The organism is Tannerella sp. (assembly GCF_030528505.1).
Lineage (GTDB): Bacteria > Bacteroidota > Bacteroidia > Bacteroidales > Tannerellaceae > Tannerella.
Genome location: NZ_JAUMYS010000004.1, coordinates 26,137 through 50,341 on the forward strand (window position 1 = coordinate 26,137; position 24,205 = coordinate 50,341).

13 protein-coding genes and 1 tRNA gene are annotated in these 24,205 nt (G+C 48.4%); 9 read left to right on the plus strand and 5 right to left on the minus strand.

Annotation, left to right across the window (positions count from 1 at the left end; all coding sequences use genetic code 11):
• Positions 1–12: 12 nt before the first annotated feature.
• The 5 genes from Q4A89_RS01225 to Q4A89_RS01245 all read right to left on the minus strand — a co-directional run bounded on the left by Q4A89_RS01225 (position 13) and on the right by Q4A89_RS01245 (position 6,446).
• Positions 13–2,163 (minus strand): S46 family peptidase, encoded by a 2,151-nt coding sequence (locus Q4A89_RS01225; protein WP_303183118.1) that lies wholly within the window; start codon positions 2,161–2,163, stop codon positions 13–15.
• Positions 2,160–3,521, minus strand: a complete 1,362-nt coding sequence (locus tag Q4A89_RS01230) for a TIGR00341 family protein (protein WP_303183120.1) — start codon at positions 3,519–3,521, stop codon at positions 2,160–2,162. Before Q4A89_RS01230 ends, Q4A89_RS01225 begins: the two co-directional genes overlap by 4 nt.
• Positions 3,521–5,035: a lipopolysaccharide biosynthesis protein gene (locus tag Q4A89_RS01235; protein WP_303183122.1), complete on the minus strand. Its 1,515-nt coding sequence runs from the start codon at positions 5,033–5,035 to the stop codon at positions 3,521–3,523. Before Q4A89_RS01235 ends, Q4A89_RS01230 begins: the two co-directional genes overlap by 1 nt.
• 5 nt (positions 5,036–5,040) lie before the next feature.
• Positions 5,041–6,072, minus strand: coding sequence for a Holliday junction branch migration DNA helicase RuvB (ruvB, locus tag Q4A89_RS01240; RefSeq protein ID WP_303183124.1), 1,032 nt, complete (start codon positions 6,070–6,072; stop codon positions 5,041–5,043).
• A 298-nt stretch (positions 6,073–6,370) separates the two neighbouring features.
• Positions 6,371–6,446 (minus strand) — tRNA-His (locus Q4A89_RS01245).
• 443 nt (positions 6,447–6,889) lie between these two features.
• Between Q4A89_RS01245 and Q4A89_RS01250 the strand changes: the two genes are divergently transcribed.
• The 9 genes from Q4A89_RS01250 to Q4A89_RS01290 all read left to right on the plus strand — a co-directional run bounded on the left by Q4A89_RS01250 (position 6,890) and on the right by Q4A89_RS01290 (position 22,289).
• On the plus strand, positions 6,890–7,804 hold the full coding sequence (locus Q4A89_RS01250) for a dihydrodipicolinate synthase family protein (protein WP_303183126.1): 915 nt from the start codon (positions 6,890–6,892) through the stop codon (positions 7,802–7,804).
• A gap of 7 nt (positions 7,805–7,811) precedes the next feature.
• On the plus strand, positions 7,812–8,990 hold the full coding sequence (locus tag Q4A89_RS01255) for an AGE family epimerase/isomerase (RefSeq protein ID WP_303183159.1): 1,179 nt from the start codon (positions 7,812–7,814) through the stop codon (positions 8,988–8,990).
• Positions 8,991–9,014: 24 nt separating this feature from the next.
• Positions 9,015–10,253, plus strand: coding sequence for an MFS transporter (locus Q4A89_RS01260; protein ID WP_303183160.1), 1,239 nt, complete (start codon positions 9,015–9,017; stop codon positions 10,251–10,253).
• 132 nt (positions 10,254–10,385) lie between these two features.
• The gene (locus Q4A89_RS01265; RefSeq protein WP_303183127.1) at positions 10,386–13,676 is read left to right on the plus strand and encodes a TonB-dependent receptor; all 3,291 of its coding nucleotides are present in this window, start codon (positions 10,386–10,388) and stop codon (positions 13,674–13,676) included.
• A gap of 30 nt (positions 13,677–13,706) precedes the next feature.
• Positions 13,707–15,275, plus strand: a complete 1,569-nt coding sequence (locus Q4A89_RS01270) for a RagB/SusD family nutrient uptake outer membrane protein (protein WP_303183129.1) — start codon at positions 13,707–13,709, stop codon at positions 15,273–15,275.
• 82 nt (positions 15,276–15,357) lie between these two features.
• A complete protein-coding gene (locus Q4A89_RS01275; protein ID WP_303183131.1) occupies positions 15,358–16,977 on the plus strand; it encodes a sialidase family protein in 1,620 nt (539 codons plus the stop codon).
• Positions 16,974–18,971 (plus strand): family 20 glycosylhydrolase, encoded by a 1,998-nt coding sequence (locus Q4A89_RS01280; RefSeq protein ID WP_303183133.1) that lies wholly within the window; start codon positions 16,974–16,976, stop codon positions 18,969–18,971. Before Q4A89_RS01275 ends, Q4A89_RS01280 begins: the two co-directional genes overlap by 4 nt.
• Positions 18,972–18,988: 17 nt before the next feature.
• Complete coding sequence (locus tag Q4A89_RS01285; protein WP_303183135.1) at positions 18,989–21,067, plus strand: GDSL-type esterase/lipase family protein; 2,079 nt, start codon at positions 18,989–18,991, stop codon at positions 21,065–21,067.
• Between the two features lie 7 nt (positions 21,068–21,074).
• A complete protein-coding gene (locus Q4A89_RS01290) occupies positions 21,075–22,289 on the plus strand; it encodes a cyclically-permuted mutarotase family protein (protein WP_303183137.1) in 1,215 nt (404 codons plus the stop codon).
• Positions 22,290–24,205 lie beyond the last annotated feature (1,916 nt).

Genomic DNA, 24,205 nt, shown 5'->3' on the forward strand with positions numbered 1-24,205 from the left:
TCCGTTCGTCGGTTATTTGACTAATTTCAGTTCTTCGAGCAAGCGAGGGCATTTTCCCCATTTATCGATCATCCAGAGCACGTAACGGATATCGACGCAGATAGTACGCTGCAAATCCGGTTCGAAAGCGATGTCGCCGCTCATGGCTTCCCAGTTGCCGTCGAAAGCCAGTCCGATAACACGTCCGTTTTTATCGAAAACGGGACTTCCCGAGTTACCTCCCGTGATGTCGTTGTTCGAGAGGAAGCACAATTGCAGTTCGCCCTGTTTGTTTGCGTACGGGCCGAAGTCACGCGCTTTGACCATATTCAGGATTTCCGGTTGTACCCAAAATTCACTGCTTTTCGGGTCTTCTTTTTCGAGAATTCCCTTATCGGTCGTATAGAAGTTGTACCAGCCCGCATCGTAGGGACGATATCCGCCGATCGAGCCGTAGCTCATACGCATAGTAAAGTTCGCATCGGAATAGAAGCTTTTCTCGGGATGCATTTCCTGCAATCCGGCCAGATAGAGGCGCTCGCCTTTGTCGATGTCGTTGTCCCATGCGGCCAGTTGCTGCTGTACCTCGTACATCGCGAACGTCGCCGACAGAGATAGTACGGCCGCCGGGTCTTTCTTCATCGTCTTTTCATACTGTTTTTTGTTCTTCAGCAAGGCCGAGACTTTATCGAACGAAGTCAATACCGTGTTTGCGAAGACATCGGCTGCATATTTCTCATAATCGCCCTTGTATTTCTTGTCTACCTTGCGGTAAATGTCGGGCAAGAGCGACGCGGGTACACGCTCTTTCACGATTTTCATCATGGCGGCCAATACATGTTGGTCGAGTGCCGGTTCGTAATCTTTGTAGAATGCCCGGATATCGTTATTCAGCCGTTCTTCGATTTCTTCGGGCGTACTCTTTTCCACATCCACACTGTTGATGATCCGTGCCAGACGAATAATTTCCGTACCTCCGGCAAACGCTTCCATTAAATACGTCGCATATTTCTGATATTCGGCCGACGAGGTGTAACCTTTTTCCAACAGGTTGAGCACATCTCCATATTTCGCCATACGCTCCGGTGTCTGATTCACCCATGCCGCGAAAGCAGCTTCTTCCGTCTTCTTCCGCTCAATTACATTGAGACGGGCTAACCCGCGGTTCATCCCGATCGAGTTTTTCCAATAGTTCGAACTGCCCGCATATTTTGAGGCATATTTGATACGCACCGCATCACTCGCCAACATGGCTTTCTTCCAAATGTCTTGCTTGATGCCTCTTACCTCGATACGGGGTATGTTGCTGTCCTCGATACGCTGCCGTACCCCCCACGAACTGAGGTAACGATTGGTGCGACCCGGGAAACCGATCGTCATGGCGTAATCTTTTTCGTCGTAGCCCTGCAACGAGACCTCGGCTACATAATCCGGCTTGTAGGGGCGGTTGCTCGCGCTGTATTCGGCCGGTTGATTGTTGGCGTCGGCGTAGACACGGAAAGCGGAAAAGTCGCATGTATGACGTGGATACATCCAGTTATCCGTGTCGCCTCCGAATTTGCCGAGCGAAGACGGGGGCGCAAAGGCTAAACGCACGTCGCGGAAAACGTTATAGACAACCAGATAGTATTTATTCCGGCTGTAGAACGGAATCACTCTGGCACTTAACGATGAGTTGTCTTTTGCGATCGAGTCGCAGATTGCCTGCCCGATCGAATCGGCCTTGGTGATACGCTTGAATTCATCGTCTATCCCTTTGATATGCGATAAAATACGTCCGCTCACATCAACCGTTTCCTTCAAGTACTGCACCTTCAATCCTTCGACAGGCAATTCCTCTTGCAGGCTGTGGGAGATGAATCCGTTTTTCAGGTAATCGTGCGTTACGCTGCTCAACTTCTGGATCGCACCGTAGCCGCAATGATGATTCGTAAAGATAAGGCCCTGCTCCGAAACCGTAATGCCCGTACAGCCACCTCCGAAGATAACAACCGCGTTGGCTACACAAGAATTCGTTTCGCTGTATAGCGTTTCGAGGGGGACCGTAAGACCCAGCTCCTGCATACGTGTCAAGTTTTCCTTGTTCAACTCTTTCAATACCCACATTCCTTCGTCGGCCAATGTTTGTCCGACTGTTGCCAGTAGCAGTACGACTGCTACCCAAATTTTGTTTGTTCGTTTCATTTATTATCGATTATAAGTTTGATATTTTTCTCTTTCGTACGAGCCGAGAGCCATTGCCGCAACTGCTTCCGCTCCTCAGCCCCGATTTCCTTTTGCGTTCTCAGATAAACGAGCAGCACCGTATCCTGCTTTGCCTTATTCGTTTCCACGATATAGGTCTGCGTACATGAAAGCCGTTCGATATGAGGGTAGAGTACCCGCATTTCGGGAACGATGGTACGTGCCATATCCGATGTTTTCCTGTAATGTTCCAGATGATGTTTCAGCGAATCGATTTCTTTAGCCTGTGCCTGAAGCAAATCTTCGCTGTTGGTATAAAGGTCTTGCATCAACATGTTTTTGAGTTCGTGAATGTTGATCTCCTCATTTCCGAATCCCTGCTGCACGACAAGATCAATGCCTTTCAATCCGTAAGCGGGCATTTTCAATTGAGCCGCTGAAATCATGATATCGGGTACGGTTTGGCCGATCAACACCACCTTGATTTCTTTCTTGTCACGCGTATTGGTCACCGTGCGGTTTAGAATCTGTGTGTTGGGGAAGTGTAGCTCTTCGTTGATGAACTTGCGGACCTGCTGATCGAAAAAGGTCGCTTCAAATACACGATAACTTAGATAGATGCTTGGCACAATCGTGCAAATGACAATGATCGTCATATACCGTCGTACGGTTTTTTCCCGCTTCTTATCGACAAACGACTTGCGAGGGTATTTCAGTACGCGCACAACAATATACGTTGCTACGCTGATAAAAACCGTATTGATAAAATAGAGGTAAAAAGCGCCGAAGAAATAACTTAAGTTGCCGCTTGCCAGTCCGAACCCGGCTGTACAGAGAGGAGGCATCAATGCCGTTGCAATCGCCACACCGGGAATCACGTTACCTTTCGATTTCGTGGAACTGGCTACGATGCCGGCAAGCCCTCCGAAGAACGCGATCAGAACATCGTAAATACTTGGGGAAGTACGCGCCAGTAATTCGCTTTGTGCTTCGCTGATGGGCGAGATGAGGAAAAAAACGGTTGAAGTAGCCACACTGAAAGCCGTTGCCGTCAGGTAGTGACGAAGTGAGCGCTTGACCAGATCGAAGTCGGTGATACCCAGCCCTAGCCCAAATCCCATAATCGGCCCCATAAGGGGTGAGATAAGCATCGCACCGATGATGACGGCCGTCGAATTCGTGTTCAGCCCCAAGGACGCAATGAACACGGCAAAAATCAAAACCCATAGATTGGTACCCCTGAACTCGACTCCTTTTTTCAAAGACTCAATCGTGTCTATTTCATCTTCTTTTTCTTGTCGTACATCGAAATGACGGATTAGATAAGTTTTAATCTGTTGGTATAAAGTATTTTCCATTATTTGATTTTTTTTATATGACTAAAATATCGATTAATATAAGGGAGTTCGGCCAACGGCAAGTCTCGTCTGGCAACGATTCCTATAAAAATAAGGAAGCACATTGTCCGGTATAACAAGCGTAAGGCGATGGAATCAATTGGCGGTGACATGGCAATGAAATAACATCCGGCAGCCATACCGGCATAAATAAATGCTGAGCGCAGGTCGTAAGCGACAGGATAATATTTCTGTCCGACTGCGTAAGAAAGTAACATCATCAGCAGGTTACTGGCGAATGAAGCCCATGCACAGGCCATAAATCCATATTGCGGAACGAACAACACGATGATGGCCACCGTCATTGCGCAACCGGCCAAGGAAAAGCCGGCACCCCATTGCGTACGGTCCGTGAGCTTGTACCATATCGAGAGATTGAAATAGATACCGAAAAAAAACTCGCCGAGCATCACGATGGGAATCACACGAAGACCATCATAGTACTTCGCACCTACAAAATGTTTCAGCAAATCAAGGTAGAACATTACGCCGAGGAAAATGATTAAAGCAAAGATGATAAAATATTTCATCGCTTCAACATACGATTTTTTGTTATCGACGTCTTTGTGTTTCGCAAAAATAAACGGTTCGTAAGCGTAACGAAACGCCTGAATGAACATAACCATTACCACCGCTATCCGAAAACAGGCGCCGTAAATACCGAGCTGCGAATCGGCATACGCTTTGTCGTCGAACAGGAGTGGAAACAGAATTTTATCTGCGGTCTGGTTAAATATTCCCGCGATACCGAGGATAAGTATCGGAAACGAATAGCCGAGCATCTTCCTTAGGCGTTGCATATCCGGCTTGGTACGCAGGCCGGGCATCATATCGGGCAACAGCATCAAAAACGTAAAAACCGTTGTGAAGACATTCGCGATGATGATGTAGCCTACCCCATAATCAGGACGGTAGAACCACCTGATCCATTCGGGATACGAAGCGTCGATAAGAGGACAGAGAACGAGAAAGAAGATGTTCAGAAAAATATTCAGAAAAATGCTCAACAGCTTGATCGTTGCAAACCGGATCGCTTTGTTTCGGTAACGAAGGTAGGCGAACGGGATGCAACAAAAAGAGTCGACGGCTACGATGCCCGCCATCATACCGATGTATTCCGGATGTGTGGAGTAGCCTAGTGCACCACTTACGGGCATAAGAAATACCCACATGCTGAGGGTGAACAGGAGTGAAGTGCTCCCGACGAAACCAAGCGTGGATGCATAGACGCGCATCGGCTCGCGTTCGTCGGCTTTGTTGATGAAACGGAAAAAACCTGTTTCCATCCCTCCGGTAAGGATAATGAGAAGCAGGGCGGTCCATCCGTAGAGGTTCGTGACGATCCCGTATTCACCCGTGTCGGTCAACACGCGCGTGTACATGGGCACAAGCATCCAGTTCAGGAATCTCCCGATCATGCTGCTCAACCCGTAGATGGCAGTTTCCTTCGCCAGACGTTTCATCCCTCCCGCCATGCCGCTTATTGAAATAAATCTCCGGAACGTCCCGCAATCGTTTTTCCCAGATGTTCGTAGGCAAGTGCCGTCACCTCGCGGCCACGCGGCGTACGTTTGAGGAATCCCTCCTGAATGAGGAACGGCTCGTAAACTTCTTCGAGCGTACCCGGGTCTTCGCTCAACGCCGTAGCGATCGTGGTCAACCCGACGGGTCCACCATGAAACTTATCGATCAGAAGATTGAGTATTTTATTGTCGATCTGGTCGAGTCCGTAACGGTCGATATGTAAAGCTTCCAAGGCATAACATGCGATGGCTTTATCGATTTTTCCGGTGCCTTTTACCTGAGCAAAGTCGCGTACGCGTCGCAATAAGGCATTGGCAATACGGGGGGTACCGCGGCTGCGACTCGCAATCTCTCGTGCGGCATCAACGGCGCAGCCGATGTTCAGGATACCCGCGCTGCGAAGGATAATCTTCGTCAGAGTCTCCGTATCGTAATATTCGAGGTGCAGATTAATGCCGAAACGGGCGCGTAGCGGCCCTGTCAGCAGACCGCTGCGTGTCGTTGCCCCTATAAGCGTGAACGGAGCAAGGTCGATCTGAATCGAGCGGGCGCTTGGCCCTTTGTCGATCAAGATATCAATCCGGTAATCTTCCATCGCCGAGTAGAGATATTCCTCTACTATAGGGCTGAGCCGGTGAATCTCATCAATGAAAAGCACGTCATTCTTTTCGAGCGAAGTGAGCAAGCCGGCTAAGTCGCCCGGTTTGTCGAGAACCGGGCCGGAGGTTACTTTAAAACCTACATCCAGCTCATTGGAGATGATGTTCGAAAGCGTCGTTTTGCCTAATCCGGGAGGGCCGTGTAACAATACATGATCTAGCGCCTCCTGACGCATACGGGCAGCCGCTACGAAAACTTTCAGATTCTCGACTACTTCGGGCTGACCGCTGAAACTCTCGAACGACAGCGGACGCAGAGCGTTCTCGTATTCTCGCTCTGTTTCCGGCATTTTATTTCCGGCCTTATGTATATCAAACTCTTCTTCCATCGTCGGACATCTTCAATAGGCCTGCAAACTTACATAAAAAATGCGACTCTTATGCTACCCATAGAGAGAACGCTTTAAAATAATGTATACTTTTGAAAAGAGCCTTTTCAGCGTTTGTTTCGTTTCACCGTGATCAATGTTACAAAGACGCCTATATTTAAAATGAATCGATAATTTATTCTCTAACCTTTTTATCCGATTTTTGTGTTGGGTCGAAATCTTAGAGCTTGAGTATGAACAGCTATAAAAAAGAAAGAGATTTTCGGTTTTTCCGAAAACCTCTTTCTTATTCCTTGATGGGTGAAAGATGGGACTCGAACCCACGACCCCCGGAACCACAATCCGATGCTCTAACCAGCTGAGCTACATTCACCATTATAGTGCATCTTTTTTAATGCGCTGCAAAGATAATGATTTTTTTGCACCTGCAAGCGATTGGTGGAAATTTTTCTATTGTTGGCGGGCTAAAAAGGAAAGATTTGTTTTTGTTCGTAACGTTTGTCTTTCGTTTGAAAGATGGGGATAAACCTTATTCTGAATCGTATGTAAAAAAGAATAGCTATACGGAAGAAACGATGCTCTATATATCCGACGATGCTAAAAAAAGAAGAGGAGGAATAAAGGTGGAGACAATCTGAGTTACTTTTTTCGAAATGGAAGAAAATGCGGAGAAGAGGCTTCAGACACGATGATTTTATAGGTTATAGAGTGGTTTGTAAATTAATTTAATAATATCTTGTTTTTAAAATAATAATTTTATTTATCTTTGCGCCGTAAAATAATTTTTTGGGCAATGTTTCATAGATAAAGAAAAAAGATGAAAAAAATAAAAGGTTTGATCGATGCTCCGTTTACGCCGTTCGACGAAAAAGGCGAGGTGAATTATGCTCCGATAGCAGCATATGCGGATTTGTTGGCGCGTAACGGGTTAAAAGGTGTTTTTATTAACGGTTCGTCTGGCGAAGGCTACATGCTGACAGAGGACGAACGGATGAAACTGGCCGAAAAATGGGTTTCGGTTGTTCCGTCGGGTTTTAAAGTAATTGTTCATGTGGGGAGCACGTGTGTGAAATCGAGCCGGCGTCTGGCTGCTCATGCTCAGGAGATCGGGGCATGGGGGACAGGTGCGATGGCGTCGCCGTTTCCCAAAGTGGCGCGTGTGGAAGAATTGGTACAATATTGTGAAGAGATTGCGAGCGCCGCACCCGAACTTCCCTTCTATTATTATCATATACCGGCTTTCAACGGTGCTTACCTGTCGATGGTCGAGTTTTTGCAAACGATAGACGGACGTATCCCCAACTTCGCCGGTATTAAATATACATATGAGAGCCTGTATGAATACAACCAGTGTCGTCTCTACAAGAACGGCAAGTTCGATATGTTGCACGGGCAGGACGAGACGATTCTTCCGTGTCTGGCTATGGGAGGAGCACAAGGCGGAATCGGCGGCACAACGAACTATAACGGCCGCGAACTGGTCGGAATCATCGAAGCATGGGGAGCCGGCGATCTGGAAACGGCGCGCGAACGGCAGAATTTTTCGCAGGAGGTCATCAATGTGATTTGCAATTATCGTGGAAATATTGTCGGAGGAAAGCGAATCATGAAGTTGATCGGACTTGATCTCGGGAAAAACCGTACCCCTTTCCGTAATATGACCGATGCCGAAGAAGCTTCGATGAAAAAAGAGCTCGAAGCAATCGGATTTTTTGAAAGATGTAATAAATAAAATGGATATGAATATCAAGGAGTATTTAGGTTACTGGGCTGAAAAATATAAAAATGATTTATTGACGGATATTTTTCCGTTCTGGATAAAATATGGGGTGGATCGCGTTAACGGAGGCTATTACACGTGTGTCGATCGGGACGGAATGTTGTATGACCCGACAAAATCGGTTTGGTTTCAGGGGCGCTTCGCGTTTGTGCTGGCGTATGCGTATAACCATATCGAGCGTAACGAAGAATGGTTAGCCTTGTCGAAATCAGGTATTGATTTTATTGAAAGATACTGTACCGATAGCGACGGACGGATGTATTTTGAAGTCACTGCCGACGGTACGCCTTTGCGTAAGCGTCGTTATCTTTTCTCCGAATCGTTTGCGGCGATTGCCATGTCGGAATATGCGATTGCTTCGGGCGATAGGACGTATGCCGAAAAAGCCCTGGCTCTGTTTAAATTGATCCTTAAATATAAGAATACACCGGGCTTGACGGAGCCCAAATACCTGCCGGCTTTTCAGGCGAAAGGGCACTCGCTCTGTATGATTCTGATCAATACGGCATCACGTATTCGAGCTGCCATCCACGATGAGGTGCTGACACAGCAGATCGATGAGTCGATCGACGAGATTCGTCAGCATTTTATGCATCCCGAATATCGTGCGCTGCTTGAGACGGTAGGCCCTAACGGTGAGTTTATCGACACGTCGGCAGGCCGGTTAATCAATCCGGGACATTGCATCGAAACGGCATGGTTTCTGATGGAAGAAGCTGCGTTCAGAAACGGGGATAAGGCGTTACTTGAAACGGCGCTGACCATTCTCGACTGGTCGTGGGAGTGGGGATGGGACACGGAATTCGGCGGTATCATCAATTTCCGTGACTGTCGCAAGTTCCCGGCGCAGGACTATTCGCAGGATATGAAGTTCTGGTGGCCGCAGACCGAGACGGTAATCGCCGCACTTTACGCTTATCAGGCTACCGGCGATGAAAAATATCTGGAGATGCACCGTCAGGTGAACGAATACATGTATGCCCGCTTCCCCGACAGTCAATACGGTGAATGGTACGGCTACCTGCATCGCGACGGAACCGTGGCGCAGCCCGCTAAAGGAAATCTCTTCAAAGGGCCGTTCCATATTCCGCGCATGATGATCAAGGCGCATCTCTTGTGTCGTGAACTCATGGCTTAAATGATCGATTAAAATCTGATGATGATGAAAAACTCAAAATATTACCCTTGGATCGTTGTAGCTCTCTTGTGGGTCGTGGCGTTGCTGAACTATCTGGATCGGCAGATGCTCTCGACCATGAGAGATGCGATGATGATCGATATTGCCGAGCTGGAATCGGCTGCAAACTTCGGGCGACTGATGGCCGTTTTCCTTTGGATCTACGGCTTTATGAGTCCGGTAGCCGGCATGATTGCCGACCGTGTGAATCGTAAATGGTTGATTGTCGGGAGTCTTTTTGTTTGGTCGTTTGTTACGCTGATGATGGGCTTCTGTAGCACTTTCGAACAGGTTTACTGGCTGCGTGCATTGATGGGAGTCAGCGAAGCGCTCTATATCCCTGCGGGGTTGTCGCTGATTACCGACTATCATCGCGAGAAAACACGTTCGCTCGCTGTCGGCATCCACATGACGGGGTTGTATGTCGGGCAGGCACTGGGTGGCTTTGGGGCAACGATTTCCAGTGCTTTCAGTTGGCATGTAACTTTCCAGAGCTTCGGATGGATCGGTATGATATACAGTATCGTGTTGATTCTTTTCCTGAAAGACAAAAAGAGCGAGGCGCCGGTAAGCACTCCGAAACCTACCTCGCTGGGCGAAACCCTAAAATCAGCGTTGAAAGGCTTTGGTATGCTGGCTGGTAATATTTCGTTTTGGGTCATTTTGCTCTATTTTGCAACACCGAGCCTCCCGGGATGGGCGACGAAGAACTGGCTTCCAACGCTTTTCTCCGAAAACCTGTCCATCGACATGACGCAGGCCGGACCGTTATCGACGATCGTCATTGCCGTGTCGTCGTTCATCGGAGTGATTGCCGGAGGAATCCTTTCCGACCGATGGATACAGCGCAACCTCCGGGGACGCATCTATACGGGAGCAATCGGGCTGGCACTGATGATTCCGTCACTGCTGTTACTTGGTTTCGGCCACAACCTGACGACGATTATCGGGGGAGGATTGTGTTTCGGTATTGGCTACGGCATGTTCGATGCGAATAACATGCCCATTCTGTGTCAGTTTATTTCGTCGAAATACCGTGCCACTGCCTACGGAGTCATGAACATGACAGGAGTATTTGCCGGTGCGGTGATTACGAATATTCTGGGAAGGTCGACCGATGCCGGCAACCTCGGAAAAGACTTCGCGATGCTGGCAGTCGTTGTTGCTGTCGCTCTCGTCATACAACTATTCTTCCTGCGTCCTCAGACCGCAGACAAGAAGTGAAGAATAAATACCTCTATTAATTAATAAATATTCAAACTTATGGAAAGTGTGTTAAAAAATGTTGTAATGGGGGGGGTATTTTTATTAATATCTCTACATCCCAATGGAGTGCATGCCAAAAGTGACTTTGGCATGAGTGAGATGAGTGTCTCTCAACAAAACAAAAATGTTTCAGGTACAGTTACTGATCAATTGGGTGAACCGGTGATTGGTGCTTCTGTTGTGGAGAAAGGTACGAGGAACGGAACGGTTACGGATATTGACGGGAATTATTCCTTATCGACTGCTTCGAATGCCGTTCTTGTTTTTTCTTACATTGGGTATGCTTCACAGGAGATTTCGGTGGCAGGAAAAACGAAGATCGACGTCGTATTGAAAGAAGATGTAGCCCAACTAAGCGAAGTTGTCGTGACAGGCTATGGCGGACGGCAGCTACGTTCCAAAGTCACCAACTCTATTTCAAAAGTGAAGGAGGAGACGTTAAGTCAAGGGTTGTTTTCAAATCCGGCACAAGCCTTGTCGGGTGCGGTAGCCGGTTTGTCCGTCAGTCAGACTTCAGGAAATCCCGGAGCTGCTCCAACTCTGGTGCTTCGTGGAGGAACGAACTTTGACGGTTCGGGATCGCCTTTGATTCTGATCGATGGACAGGTGCGCAGCTCATTAAGCGATATCAATCCCGACGATATTGAGTCGATGGAAGTGTTGAAAGATGCCGGTGCAACAGCTATCTACGGGGCGCGTGCTAACGACGGGGTTATTCTGGTAACCACCAAGCGAGGAAAAAGCGGCCGTGCCGAGGTGAATCTGAAAGCCAAGTTCGGGATGAACTATTTTCATGATTCATATCAATTTCTCGATGCCGGTCAGTACTTGTTTTGGATGCGTTCGGCTTACAAGAACGCTTATATGGATGAATTGAAGAATCCGGACGGCACAAAAGTCAAGTCTTGGTCCAGTTTGGGGAGTTTGACGGGTGCCACACCTTATGGAACAGGAAACGCTTATTTCGACAAAGATGGAGTGACTCCCTTAGATGGCAACAAGCATGCAACGGCTGTATGGAGCCCGATGAAATATAACGACAAACTCGCTTTCTTGCTCGATCAGGGATGGCAAACAATGACCGATCCGGTATATGGTGACAAGATCATCTATAAAAATACGTTTATGGATGAATTCAACATTCAATCTCCGGCCTATTCACAGGATTATAACTTGAGTGTAAACGGCGGAAACGATAAAGGAAACTACTACGCGGGCTTAGGGTATAATAAGAGTGACGGAACGGCCTATGGCAACTGGTATAAGCGGATTACGTTCACGTTGAATGCCGACTATAAACTAAAAGAATGGCTGACTTCGAACTCAAGTTTTGCTTTTGCCGATGCTACCTGGTACGGTTTGCCTCCCTCGCAGGCGGATGAAGCGAATTACTTCTCGCGAGTATTCTCCGTGCCTCCTACATTTCGGGGATACAATGCGAAAGGCGAAATGTTGCTCGGACCGAATGCAGGCGACGGAAACCAGCGGTATAACTTTAAACAGTTTATCCGTGATAACAATACCGATAAGTTTACCATCAATCAGTCGTTTACACTTGACTTGATGAAAGGTCTCTCGCTTAAACTCGGAACAATCTGGTATTTCTCGGAAGAGAAGTATGAGTCATTCAACAAGGACTATCTCCGTTCGCCGGGTAATATGAACACGGCACGCAACACGTTTGCTTCTTATAAACGTACATTGGATCAGACCTACAATGCCATCTTGAATTATAAGCGTCAGATTAACAAAGATCATTACCTCGATGCAATGGCAGGTTTTGAATATTATGATTCGTATGAGAAGGGGTTCAATGCGGCCGGCTCCGGAGCGCCGACAGATGATTTTATGGATTTGGGACTGACTTCGAAAAAAGAAAATCAGCGGAGTATCGATTCGTGGCATTCACGTCAGCGCATTATGTCGTTCTTCGGACGCGTGAATTACGACTATCAAAGCAAATACCTGCTTTCGGTCGTCATGCGAAAAGACGGTTATTCGAAGTTGGCCGAAGAAAATCGGTGGGGAATCTTTCCGGGAGTCTCGGCCGGATGGGTATTTAACAAAGAAGAGTTCATGGCCAGCACAGCCGATATCCTCTCGTTCGGTAAACTGCGTGCCAGTTTCGGATTGAACGGAAATGTAAATAAAAACTTTGTGGGCAACTATACTGTACAGGGATCGTATGGAAGTCTGACATACAACGGCTCTACCGGATTCTTGTTGGGATCGATTCCCAACCCTTACTTGTTATGGGAGAAGTCGCGCACATTCGAAGTCGGGCTCGATCTTGGATTCCTTGAAAACCGCATCAACGCGAACCTGACGTATTATAATCGTCTGACAACTGATAAATATGCCAATATCACGATTCCATCTACATCGGGGGTTCGATCGGTCGTATCCAATAACGGTAAATTTCAGAATCAGGGACTTGAATTTGAGTTGGCTTTCCGCATTATCGACAGCAAAGACTGGAAATGGAACGTAAACTGGAACGGAGCCATGAATACGAATAAAGTGATACAGCTTCCGGATAACGGCCTTGAGCGTAATCGCCAGAATGCTTTTCAGGTATATACCGGCAATGGCGATGAGAAGATGTGGGTCGGCGGTTATCAGGAAGGTCAGCGCCCGAATGATCTTTACGTCTTTATGGCCGAAGGAATCTATCGTTCGCAGGACGAAATTCCGCAGGGACTGATCGATATCACATCCGGAGGGTTCGGCTCGACAGGACGCCCGCTTTACGGAGGCACCGAAGGATATAATAAATTGTCGGAATCGCAGAAAAAGAACGCGCTTCCCATTCAACCGGGCGATGTCAAATGGAAAGATGTCAACGGCGACGGGGTGATCGATAACTTCGACATGGTGAAGATCGGAAATACGGTACCGAAATGGACCGGAGGGATCAGCACATCTTTGAGCTGGAAGAGCTTGACCCTCTCTGCACGTATGGACTATGCCTTGGGATTCAAAGCGATCGACTGGAAAACACCTTGGTTTATGGGAGCCGCACAGGGAACCTTTAATACGATTGCCGAGACGAAAGATACTTGGACTCCCGATAACCCGAATGCTGCTTATCCGAAATACGTCTGGGCCGACCAGTTGGGTAAACGCAATTATGCACGCACTACATCCATGTTCGTATACAAGGGCGATTATCTCGCTTTACGCGAATTGACACTAGCTTACAAGTTACCGTCGTTATGGATTCAGAAAGCTCGACTCAATGCCGTAGAACTCTCCGTGACCGGACAGAACTTAGGGTATCTGACGCAGGCCAAACACCTCTTCTCTCCCGAAAAAGCGAACAATAACGGCGGCTATCCGTTGCCACGTACGGTTATTTTCGGGCTTAATTTAACTTTTTAATATAATTAACGAATATACAATATATAGCATATGAAAAAGATAGTCAATCATATCGTCTTATGGATCGCTTCCATCGTTGTTTTCATGTCGTGCGATTCATTGAATCTGGCTCCCGAAGATTATTTCGGAAGCGGAAATTTTTGGAAAAACGAAGCGCAGGTGAACGGTGCACTTATTGGCTTGCACGGAAACTTGAGAAACAGCTATTTCATGTTCTATCATCTGGGCGAAATGCGGGGAGGTACCCAGCGTGTAGGCACTTCGTCATTGAACACCAGTCTCGACTATGCCAACGAACGATCTAATCTACTCGATAAGGATCGCACAGGTATCATCAATTGGTATGGGCTTTACAGCAATATCTTTCATGTGAACCATTTTATCGATCAGGTCGAAAACAAATGTACGTTTTTGAGCGACGAGAACCGTAAAAATCTGCTGGCACAGGCTTACGGGTTCAGAGCACTGTACTATTTTATGCTCTATAAGACGTATGGCGGTGTGCCGATCGTTACGGAAACCGAAATCCTCAACGGAAAGGCAACAGCCGAGAAATTCTATGTCGAACGGGCTACGCCGCAGGCTACGATGGAGTTCATCAAGAAAGACATCCTGAAATCGGAAGAATATTATGCCGGTAAGACGGTAAGCAACAACGATCCGAAGATGATGTGGTCGAAGGCCGCTACCTTGATGCTCAAAGCCGAAATCTATTTATGGGCGGCCAAAGTATCCATCCATGGATATACGGCTACCGGTACGGACGATCTGAAAGTCGCGAAAACGGCACTGAATGAAATCGTCGGTAAATTCGAACTCCTGAAAGACTTCGGAAGCATTTTCAGTACAAGTAACCGTAATAACAAGGAAGTTATTTTTACGCTGCATTTTGCCGATCGCGAAGCGACAAATGCTGCAGGGACATTTCTTTATCAGGATGCCGTGTTTATCAATCAGGTATACGGCCGTAACGGAAAGAAGATTGAAAAAGATACACTTAATCTGAAAGGTACAGGCGGAGTATTTCGTAGCGAATACACGTACGATTTCTGGTCTTCATACCATACGAACGATACTCGTCGTGATGCTACATTCCTCGAATATTACAATAAACCGGAACAGACTCCTGCCACTTTCGGATGTGTGATGAAGAAAGGCGTTGGTTCGATCAATGAAAATAACAATCGTGTCTACGATGCCGACGTTATCGTCTATCGTTATGCCGATGCATTACTGATGATGGCGGAAGTGAGCAATGCGTTGGGAGAGCCGTGTGCCGATTATATCAATCAGGTGCGTAAACGCGCTTATGGTAACCATTACGAAGAACATTCGTATAAGGAAAGCGATTTTGCCACCAATGAACTGGCTATTTTGCATGAGCGCGATAAAGAGTTCGTATGGGAAGGCAAGCGTTGGTTCGACGTCGTACGCATGCAGGATGCTTCGAAAAACTCACTGGCTTTCTCTGCAACGGCCAATTATCCCGCCGGCAGTCCGCTTATCAGTGTATCCGAAAAGCACAAACTGCTCTGGCCTCTCGACATCAATACGATGAACATCAATCCCCTCCTCAAGCAGACGCCGGGATATGAATAATGAATAAATAACAAGCCCAAAGGAAGTGCGATTCGAAAAAATATGCCTTTCTTTGGGCTTTTAAATGATAAAACGCAATCGTATGAAAAAGTTTTTTTGGATCGTTGGATTGTTTGCATCGATGCAGACGTTAGGAGCGGCGGATAGTGTGTATGTACAAAACCCGCAGATTCCGATCCTGATCGACCGGACGGACAATGTGCTGTTCCGTATCCGCATTCCTGACGCGACGAAAGGCGATGTGTTGAACCGCTTGACCATACGCTTCGGCAACGAAGACAAACTGACGGAGGTAAAAGCCGTTCGTCTGTTTTATGCCGGGACGGAAGCGCCCACAAAAGGCGGCTCCCATTTCGCACCGGTGACGTATGTTTCTTCGCACAATATCCGTAACACACGATCGGCCAATCCGTCCTATTCTGTGCGGCAGGACGAAGTGACGACCGTCGCAAATACGCTGACGCTGAAAACACGTCAGCCAATGGTCAAAGGCATCAACTATTTTTGGGTGAGTGTGGAGATGGATCGAAAGACTTCACTGCTGTCGAAGCTCACCCCGACGGTGACGGAGGCCGTTATCAACGATAAACCGGCCGTTATTGCCGGCGAACCGGCCGCTGTGCGTCGTATGGGAATCGGAGTACGCCATGCGGGCGACGACGGATCGGCCGCTTACCGTATCCCCGGGTTAGTGACCACGAGCCAAGGAACATTGCTCGGAGTCTATGATGTACGTTACAATAACAGTGCCGATTTGCAGGAGCATGTCGACGTGGGGCTGAGCCGCAGCACCGACAAAGGGCAGACATGGGAGCCGATGCGTATAGCCATGTCGTTCGGCGAGGCCGACGGACTGCCGTCGGGACAGAATGGAGTCGGCGATCCGTCCATCCTTGTCGATGAACGCACGAACACCGTCTGGGTGGTTGCGGCATGGACGAACGGAATGGGCAATGCGCGCGCATGGACGAATTCCATGCCCGGAATGACACCCGATGAAACAGCCCAACTGATGATGGTGAAAAGTACGGACGACGGCCGAACATGGAGCAAACCGATCAATATCACGTCGCAGGTGAAAGATCCTTCGTGGTGCTTCCTGCTGCAAGGGCCGGGAAGGGGAATCACGATGCAGGACGGCACACTGGTCTTCCCGATTCAGTTTATCGACTCCGTACGTGTCCCTCACGCAGGCATTATGTACAGCAAAGACCGTGGGGAAACGTGGCATATCCATCAACCGGCGCGTACCAACACCACGGAGGCGCAAGTGGCCGAGCTGGAGCCCGGTGTACTGATGCTGAACATGCGCGATAATCGCGGAGGAAGCCGTGCCGTCAGTACGACGCGCGACTTGGGGAAAAGTTGGACGGAACACTCGTCGAACCGCAGCGCCCTGCCGGAATCGATTTGCATGGCAAGTTTGATTAGCATCAAAGCGAAAGACAACGTCACCGGCAAAGACCTCTTGCTCTTCTCGAATCCCAACACGACGAAAGGGCGCCATCACATCACCATCAAGGCGAGTCTCGACGGAGGCGTTACGTGGTTGCCCGCGCATCAGGTACTTCTCGACGAAGAAGAAGGCTGGGGATACTCGTGTCTGTCGATGATCGACAGTGAGACCGTCGGGATATTTTACGAATCGAGTGTGGCGCACATGACCTTTCAGGCTGTTAAAATCAAAGACCTGATACGATGAAGCATCGTTTGTCTTTTCTTTGGGCCGCTTTTGCTTTCGTAGCCTTGTCCGTAAGGAGCGAACTGCTCCCTTTGCCTCAACAGATAAGCCGGTCGGACGAAATGTTTCTTTGTGAAGAAGTCGATTTTCGGGTACCGGAAGAGATAAAAGGCATGGTGACGGAATGGGCGGACGAATGGCAGGTCAAAGAAAAGACAAACGCTTCGCGACGCTTCGAAGTAGGCTGGGTAACCGATATCCCCGAAGCGCTTCGCAACAAAGACGAAGCGTATACGCTGCATGTTTCGCAGGAACATATACGCATCGAGGCGATAACACCGGAAGGAGTCTATCGGGCGATGCAAACACTCCGTCAACTGACGGAACGCACCGAACGGGGCGTACGCGTGCACGGCTGCCGGATCACCGATTGGCCTGCTTTCCGTATCCGCGGATGGATGCACGACGTCGGACGGTCGTATATCTCGCTCGAAGAGCTGAAACGGGAGATCGTCCTGTTGTCCCGTTACAAAATCAACACGTTTCATTGGCATCTCACCGAGAATCAAGCGTGGAGGCTCGAAAGCAAACGTTACCCCGAACTTAACGACAGCGCCCGGATGACTCGTTTGCCGGGAAAATACTACACACAAGAGGAAGCACGCGAACTGGTCGACTTCTGCCGGAAACATTTCGTGACCCTCATCCCCGAAATCGACATGCCCGGACATAGTGCAGCCTTTGAACGCGCCTTTGGTTGCAGTATGCAGAGCGAAAAGGGCATGAATATCCTGAAGACACTGATTGATGAAGCGTGTGAAGTCTTTGATGTGCCGTATCTGCATATCGGAACGGACGAGGTCGAGTTTACAAATCCTCATTTTGTGCCTGAAATGGTCGCTTTTGTCCGTGCTCGGGGTAAAAAAGTCATTTCGTGGAATCCGGGTTGGACATATCAGCCCGGCGAGATCGACATGACGCAACTTTGGAGCTATCGCGGCAAAGCGCAGCCGGGCATACCGGCCATTGATTCGCGCTTTCATTATCTGAATCACTTCGATACGTTCGGAGATATCGTTGCGCTGTACAACAGCCGTATTTATAACGAAGAACACGACAGTAAAGACCTCGCGGGCGTCATCCTCGGCATCTGGAACGACCGTGTTCTGCCCGATGAACGGAGTATCATCCTTCAGAACAGCTTTTATCCGAACATGCTTGCCATAGCCGAACGCGCGTGGCGGGGTGGGGGACTGGAATACTTCGACCGGAACGGCGTTATCCTTCCCGACGAACATTCCGAACCGTTCCGAGCATTTGCCGATTTCGAACGACGGATGCTTTGGCACAAAACTCATCATTTTAAAGGGTATCCGTTCCCTTACGTCAAGCAAACGCATGTGAAATGGACGGTAACGGACGCTTTTCCGAACGGAGGTGATCTTTCGAAAGCGTTTCCGCCCGAAGAACAGATCCAAACAACGTATGAATATAAGGGTAAGACGTACGGAACGCGTACCGTGACAGGCTCGGGCATCTACCTGCGCCATGTATGGGGCGATTTGGTGCCTGCGCTCTACGAACATCCGCAGGAAAATCATACCGCTTACGCCTATACATGGGTTTACGCTCCGCAGGAGCAGGATGCAGGCATGTGGATCGAGTTCCAGAACTACAGTCGTTCGGAACCCGACTTGCCTCCTCGTCAAGGTACATGGGATAATCGGCAAAGCAGCATCCGTCTGAACGGTAAAGAAATCGCGCCGCCCGTCTGGACAGCTACGCATACCGGGAAAAGCAACGAGATGATGCTGGGTAACGAGAATTGCGTGGCACGCGCGCCCGTACGTGTCCGCCTTCGCAAAGGTTGGAACCACGTGTTTCTGAAACTGCCCGTCGGGAGGTTTACAACTCCCGAAGTGCGGCTCGTAAAATGGATGTTTACCGTCGCATTTGTCACCCCCGACGGAGAGCAGGCGCTCGAAGGACTGATTTTTTCGCCCGAACCGAAATAACACATCAACGATATACAATGAAAAAGTATTGGATAGGAATAATATGGATGCTGACCTGTGTAAGTATGGGGTTGGCACAGAAGACAGTGAAAGTAGCTTGTGTAGGAAACAGCGTTACGTACGGAACAGGCATCAAGCATCGTGAAACCGACGCGTATCCCGCGCAATTACAGCGATTATTGGGCAAAGGATACGAGGTAGGCAGTTTCGGTAAACCGGGAGCGACGCTTTTGAATAAGGGTTTCCGCCCATACACGCAGCAGGAAGAATACAGAAAGGCGGTCGAGTTTGCAGGCGACTGGGTGATTATTCATTTGGGACTGAACGATACCGACCCGAAGGCATGGCCGAACTACAGAGATGAGTTTTTGCACGATTATCTGGCGTTGATCGATACGTTTCGCCGCGTCAACCCCGCATGTCGCATCTGGGTATGCCGGATGACGCCGATTGCGCACCGGCATCGCCGGTTTAAATCCGGCACGCGCGACTGGTATTGGATGATTCAGGAGAAAATCGAACAGGTGGCGCGATGGGCCGGCGTAGGATTGATTGATTTGCAGGAACCGTTATACCATCGTCCCGATTTGTTGCCCGATGCTCTTCATCCCGATGAGGAAGGCGCCGGATTACTGGCGAAGACCGTTTATCAGGCCGTGACCGGCGATTTCGGAGGACTGAAAATGCCTGCCATCTATTCGGATCATATGGTCTTGCAGCGGGATCGCGCGTTAACGATCGAGGGAACGGCCGATGCGGGAGAGACCGTCACCGTAACGATCGCGAAGCAGACAAAAACGGTCCGAACATCCGATAACGGACGATGGACCGTCATGCTCGGCCCCATGCCCGCGCAGACAGGACTGGTGCTTACCGTCGCGACGCCTTCGCGCAAACTTACTTACAGGCAGGTGGCCGTCGGTGAAGTATGGCTTTGCTCGGGACAGTCGAACATGGCGTTCCGAACGTCGGAGGCCGACGCCGCGGAACGTGCGAAACTGCTCGATTTCGCGCGGAAGAATCCGCAGATACGCTTCTTCGACATGAAACCTCGCTGGCATACCGGCGCGTCGACATGGAGCAAGACCGCGCTCGACTCGTTGAACCGCCTGCAATATTACCACGACACGCGATGGGAGCCGTGCGACGAACGAACGGCCGACCGTTTTTCGGCCATTGCCATGGCTTTCGGCCGCATGCTCTCCGACAGCCTCGGAGTACCCGTGGGATTGATTTCGAATGCCGTGAGCGGCTCGCCGGCCGAGGCGTGGATCGACCGGAAAACGGTGGAATTTGAATTCCCCGACCTCTTATACGACTGGACGAAGAACGATTTCATACAAGATTGGGTGCGTGAGCGTGCGACATTGAACCTCAAAGAAGCGACGATCCCGTTGCAGCGTCATCCTTACGAACCTTGTTATCTGTTCGAGGCGGGCATCGCTCCATTAGCGCGTTATCCGCTCAAAGGTGTGCTGTGGTACCAAGGGGAGTCGAACGCGCATAATTTGGAAGCGTACAGTAAGCTCTTTCCGATGCTGGTAAACAGTTGGAGAAGCTATTGGAGAGAAACATTGCCCTTCTATTTCGTGCAATTATCGAGCCTGAACCGTCCGACTTGGGCGTGGTTTCGTGATACGCAGCGTCGTCTGGCCGAAGAAATTCCGTCGTGCGAAATGGCGGTAAGTAGTGATCGCGGAGATTCGCTCGACGTGCATCCCAGACGCAAGACCGACGTCGGCGAACGGCTGGCGCGCATCGCGTTGAACCACAGTTACGGACAATCGTCCGTCATTCCTTCAGGACCTTCGTTCCTCTCGGCCGCGTTTCGTGAGCAGGCCGTCTGGCTTTCGTTCCGTTACGCCGAAGGATTGACAACATCCGACGGAAAACCGCTGTGTACGTTCGAATTGGCCGGCGAAGACGAACGTTTCTATCCGGCCGAGGCCGAAATTGTCGGGCATCGTCTCCGACTGCGTTCGCCGCAGGTACCACGTCCGCGGAAAGTACGTTACGGATGGCAGCCGTTTACGCGGGCCAACCTGATTAACGGAGCGGGATTGCCGGCTTCGACGTTTCAGGCCGTGATTGAATAAGCAAGAAATGAATAAAATACATTATATCGTCTGTGTCGCGCTGGGGCTTGCGCTTGGGAGCGCGTGTCGGTCCGGCGGCACGGACAAAAAAGAAGAAACGGAAATGATACAGTGGAATCGTCTGCCCGATTTACCGGGCATGGAGGGGACAGCCTCGCTCGGCGTCTCCGCGCCTTTTACGGGAATCATAGGCAACCGTCTGATTGTAGCCGGGGGATGCAACTTCCCCGATAAACCGGTGGCCGAAGGAGGCACCAAGCGATATTATGCCGAAATTTGGGCGCTCGACTTGTCGGCCGACAGCGCCCAATGGACGAAGGCGGGCCTGTTGCCTCGTGCCGTGGCCTATGGCGCGAGCATCGGCACACCCTACGGAATCGTCTGTGCAGGAGGCAACGACAGCGAGTCCTCGTTTACGGATGTCTTTTTACTTTCCGCGAACGACACGGCCGAGGCCTGCACTATCCGTCCTCTGCCGTCGCTCCCCATGGCCATGGACAACTTCGCCGCGACGTACATGGACGGAAAAATCTACGTAGCGGGAGGAAATGCGAACGGAATACCGTCTCATGCTTTCTATTGCCTCGATCTTTCCGTGCGAACGGACTCCGGTCGATGGGAAAAGCTTCCCGATTTTCCCGGAGCGGCGCGCATACAGCCCGTTTTAGTGGCGCAACGCTGCGGAAACGACGAATATCGCCTCTATTTAGCCGGAGGATTTCAGCCCGGAACAACCGAAACGCCGCCCCGGATTCCTGACGAAGTCCTCGCATTCTCGCCTCGCACCGGAACATGGGAAACGGAAACCGCTCTGCCTCCTTTGAGCGACGGAAATCCGCGCACACTGACCGGAGGATGCGCCGTAGCTTGCGCCGACAGTGCCATACTCTTCTTCGGCGGAGTAAATTATACGCGTTTCTTCGATGCGGTCGACCGTCTGCGCCAAATGGCTCAGGCCCGCGCTGCCAACGATACGCGACGGTTAGACACATTGCAAAGCGAAGCGGCCGATTATCTCCGCCATCCGGTCGATTGGTATCGCTTCAACGACGAGGTGCTTCATTACGACGTGCATTCGCGCACTTGGAGTAATCGAGGCGCTTATGAAGCCGTGGCGCGTGCCGGAGCCGGCGCGTTGTTCCATAATCATCGGCTGATTGTCATAAACGGCGAAATCAAGCCCGGCATCCGTACCCCTCGCGTAAGCGTCGGCACGTTCTGAAAAAGCATCCTTCACGTTCTGACGGCGCGAGCATAAATAAAATCTTGCGCCTTTATTTCTCAGATACGATACAAGGGTGTGTCAAAATGCAATATTTGGGCACCCCCTCTTTAGGTGTGTAAGAATGGTTAAAAAGCAAGGCGCTAAGGATGAGGGTGAGGGAGCATACTAAGGTATGTGACCGAGCTCTCATTCCACAAGCAACGAAGCCGTTTGCCCGTTATGACACACCGCCGCTGTATATAAAACATACATCTCACCTTTCCGAATTATATGGTAAGACTATTTTTCCGAATCATCTACCCGGTAAATAATCATTAAGCCTTGACAATAGATTAATTCAGGCTTTCAGCCCTTTAAATAAGATATATACGTCAAATACCCCACCCTTACGGGATGGGGCTGAAATAAAGCAGGCTTTCAGTCCTACCTGAAAGATACCGAGATGGATAAGTATTAAAATATTGAATTATTTAGTTGTTGGCTAAACGCTAAACAAAGAAGATTCAAACAACTAAATCTCAGAAAGACCGAATACTGATAGCTGAATACTCTAACAGCCCTGAAAGGGCGTATTAATTCAGCCCAATGCGAAGCGTTGGGAGAAAAAAAGTCCACCACCTCGGCAAAGGGCTGTAAGCCTGATATAATCTTTTATGTTACGCGTTAGAAAAGCAGGAAAATGATCAGATATGGATCGGTTGATCGTAGTTGTTTTTTTCTATTACGGGATTTGAGTTAAGACTGCTTCTTCAAATCATCTACCCTAAAAATAACCCCAAAAAAACAGCCCTGAAAGGGCGTATTAATTCAGCCCAATGCGAAGCATTGGGAGAAAAAAAGTCCACCATCTTGGCAAAGGGCTGTAAGCCTGATATAATCTTCCATGTTATGCGTTAGAAAAGCAGGAAAATGATCAGATATAGGTCGATTAATCCTAGTTGTTTTTTTCTATTATGGAATTTGAGTTAAGACTGCTTCTTCGAATCATCTACCCTAAAAATAACCATAAAAAAAACAGCCCTGAAAGGGCGTATTAATTCAGCCCAATGCGAAGCATTAGGAGAAAAAAAATCCACCACCTCGGCAAAGGGCTGTAAGCCTGATATAATCTTTTATGTTACGCGTTAGAAAAGCAGGAAAATGATCAGATATGGATCGGTTGATCGTAGTTGTTTTTTTCTATTACGGGATTTGAGTTAAGACTATTTCCCAAATAGATGTATTTATTAAAAATAAATTAATGTTTTTTACTTCAAGAGTTGTGGTATGTGAAAGATGTGTTTAGAGTGGTTATTCTTCTTATAATAATACTTATATATCTGTTCTTAGGATATGGTGTTCGGCTATGAATACTTCGCTTTGTATATAAAATATATAATTATTTATTGAGACCATAAAATAAATCATAGAGAAGACAAGTCTAACAGTTAAAAGGATGAAATAATTTTATCTGAATTGTTAATAAGGATAGCAACAATATAGTTGATAAGACGAATATTCTATTTGATTTATTATAAACTATAAATAAATAGATGACCTATGTTAATGAAAGTACGAATCACATACTTTATTTGTTACAAACCGTAAATAAGAATATGAACAATGTTAATAAAAATACGAATATATGACTTAATCTTATCCATATATTGTTTAATCATACGCACTTGTTACTTAATCATTACAATATTCTCTTTAATCTTGTGCACATACAACTTTATCATCACAATCTATTCCCTAAACATACGCATATTCTTTCTAAAAAAGAGCATTTACTAAAGCATTATAGGAATATATTTGCCAATCTATAGAGAAATATATTTTATCTCTGCAATAAAATAATTACTTTCAACAAAGCAATAAAAACAGTTGAATACATTATAAAGAAAAAAGATAGATTCAGAACATCAATACCC

Excerpts from the sequence above, each read along its gene's own strand:
- Q4A89_RS01255 (WP_303183159.1), top strand. The coding sequence starts at position 7,812 with ATGAATATCAAGGAGTATTTAGGTTACTGGGCTGAAAAATATAAAAAT.
- Q4A89_RS01290 (WP_303183137.1), top strand. The coding sequence starts at position 21,075 with ATGAATAAAATACATTATATCGTCTGTGTCGCGCTGGGGCTTGCGCTT.
- Q4A89_RS01250 (WP_303183126.1), top strand. The coding sequence starts at position 6,890 with ATGAAAAAAATAAAAGGTTTGATCGATGCTCCGTTTACGCCGTTCGAC.
- Q4A89_RS01280 (WP_303183133.1), top strand. The coding sequence starts at position 16,974 with ATGAAGCATCGTTTGTCTTTTCTTTGGGCCGCTTTTGCTTTCGTAGCC.
- Q4A89_RS01230 (WP_303183120.1), bottom strand. The coding sequence starts at position 3,521 with ATGGAAAATACTTTATACCAACAGATTAAAACTTATCTAATCCGTCAT.
- Q4A89_RS01235 (WP_303183122.1), bottom strand. The coding sequence starts at position 5,035 with ATGGCGGGAGGGATGAAACGTCTGGCGAAGGAAACTGCCATCTACGGG.
- Q4A89_RS01225 (WP_303183118.1), bottom strand. The coding sequence starts at position 2,163 with ATGAAACGAACAAACAAAATTTGGGTAGCAGTCGTACTGCTACTGGCA.
- Q4A89_RS01275 (WP_303183131.1), top strand. The coding sequence starts at position 15,358 with ATGAAAAAGTTTTTTTGGATCGTTGGATTGTTTGCATCGATGCAGACG.
- Q4A89_RS01285 (WP_303183135.1), top strand. The coding sequence starts at position 18,989 with ATGAAAAAGTATTGGATAGGAATAATATGGATGCTGACCTGTGTAAGT.
- Q4A89_RS01265 (WP_303183127.1), top strand. The coding sequence starts at position 10,386 with ATGAGTGAGATGAGTGTCTCTCAACAAAACAAAAATGTTTCAGGTACA.
- ruvB (WP_303183124.1), bottom strand. The coding sequence starts at position 6,072 with ATGGAAGAAGAGTTTGATATACATAAGGCCGGAAATAAAATGCCGGAA.
- Q4A89_RS01270 (WP_303183129.1), top strand. The coding sequence starts at position 13,707 with ATGAAAAAGATAGTCAATCATATCGTCTTATGGATCGCTTCCATCGTT.
- Q4A89_RS01260 (WP_303183160.1), top strand. The coding sequence starts at position 9,015 with ATGAAAAACTCAAAATATTACCCTTGGATCGTTGTAGCTCTCTTGTGG.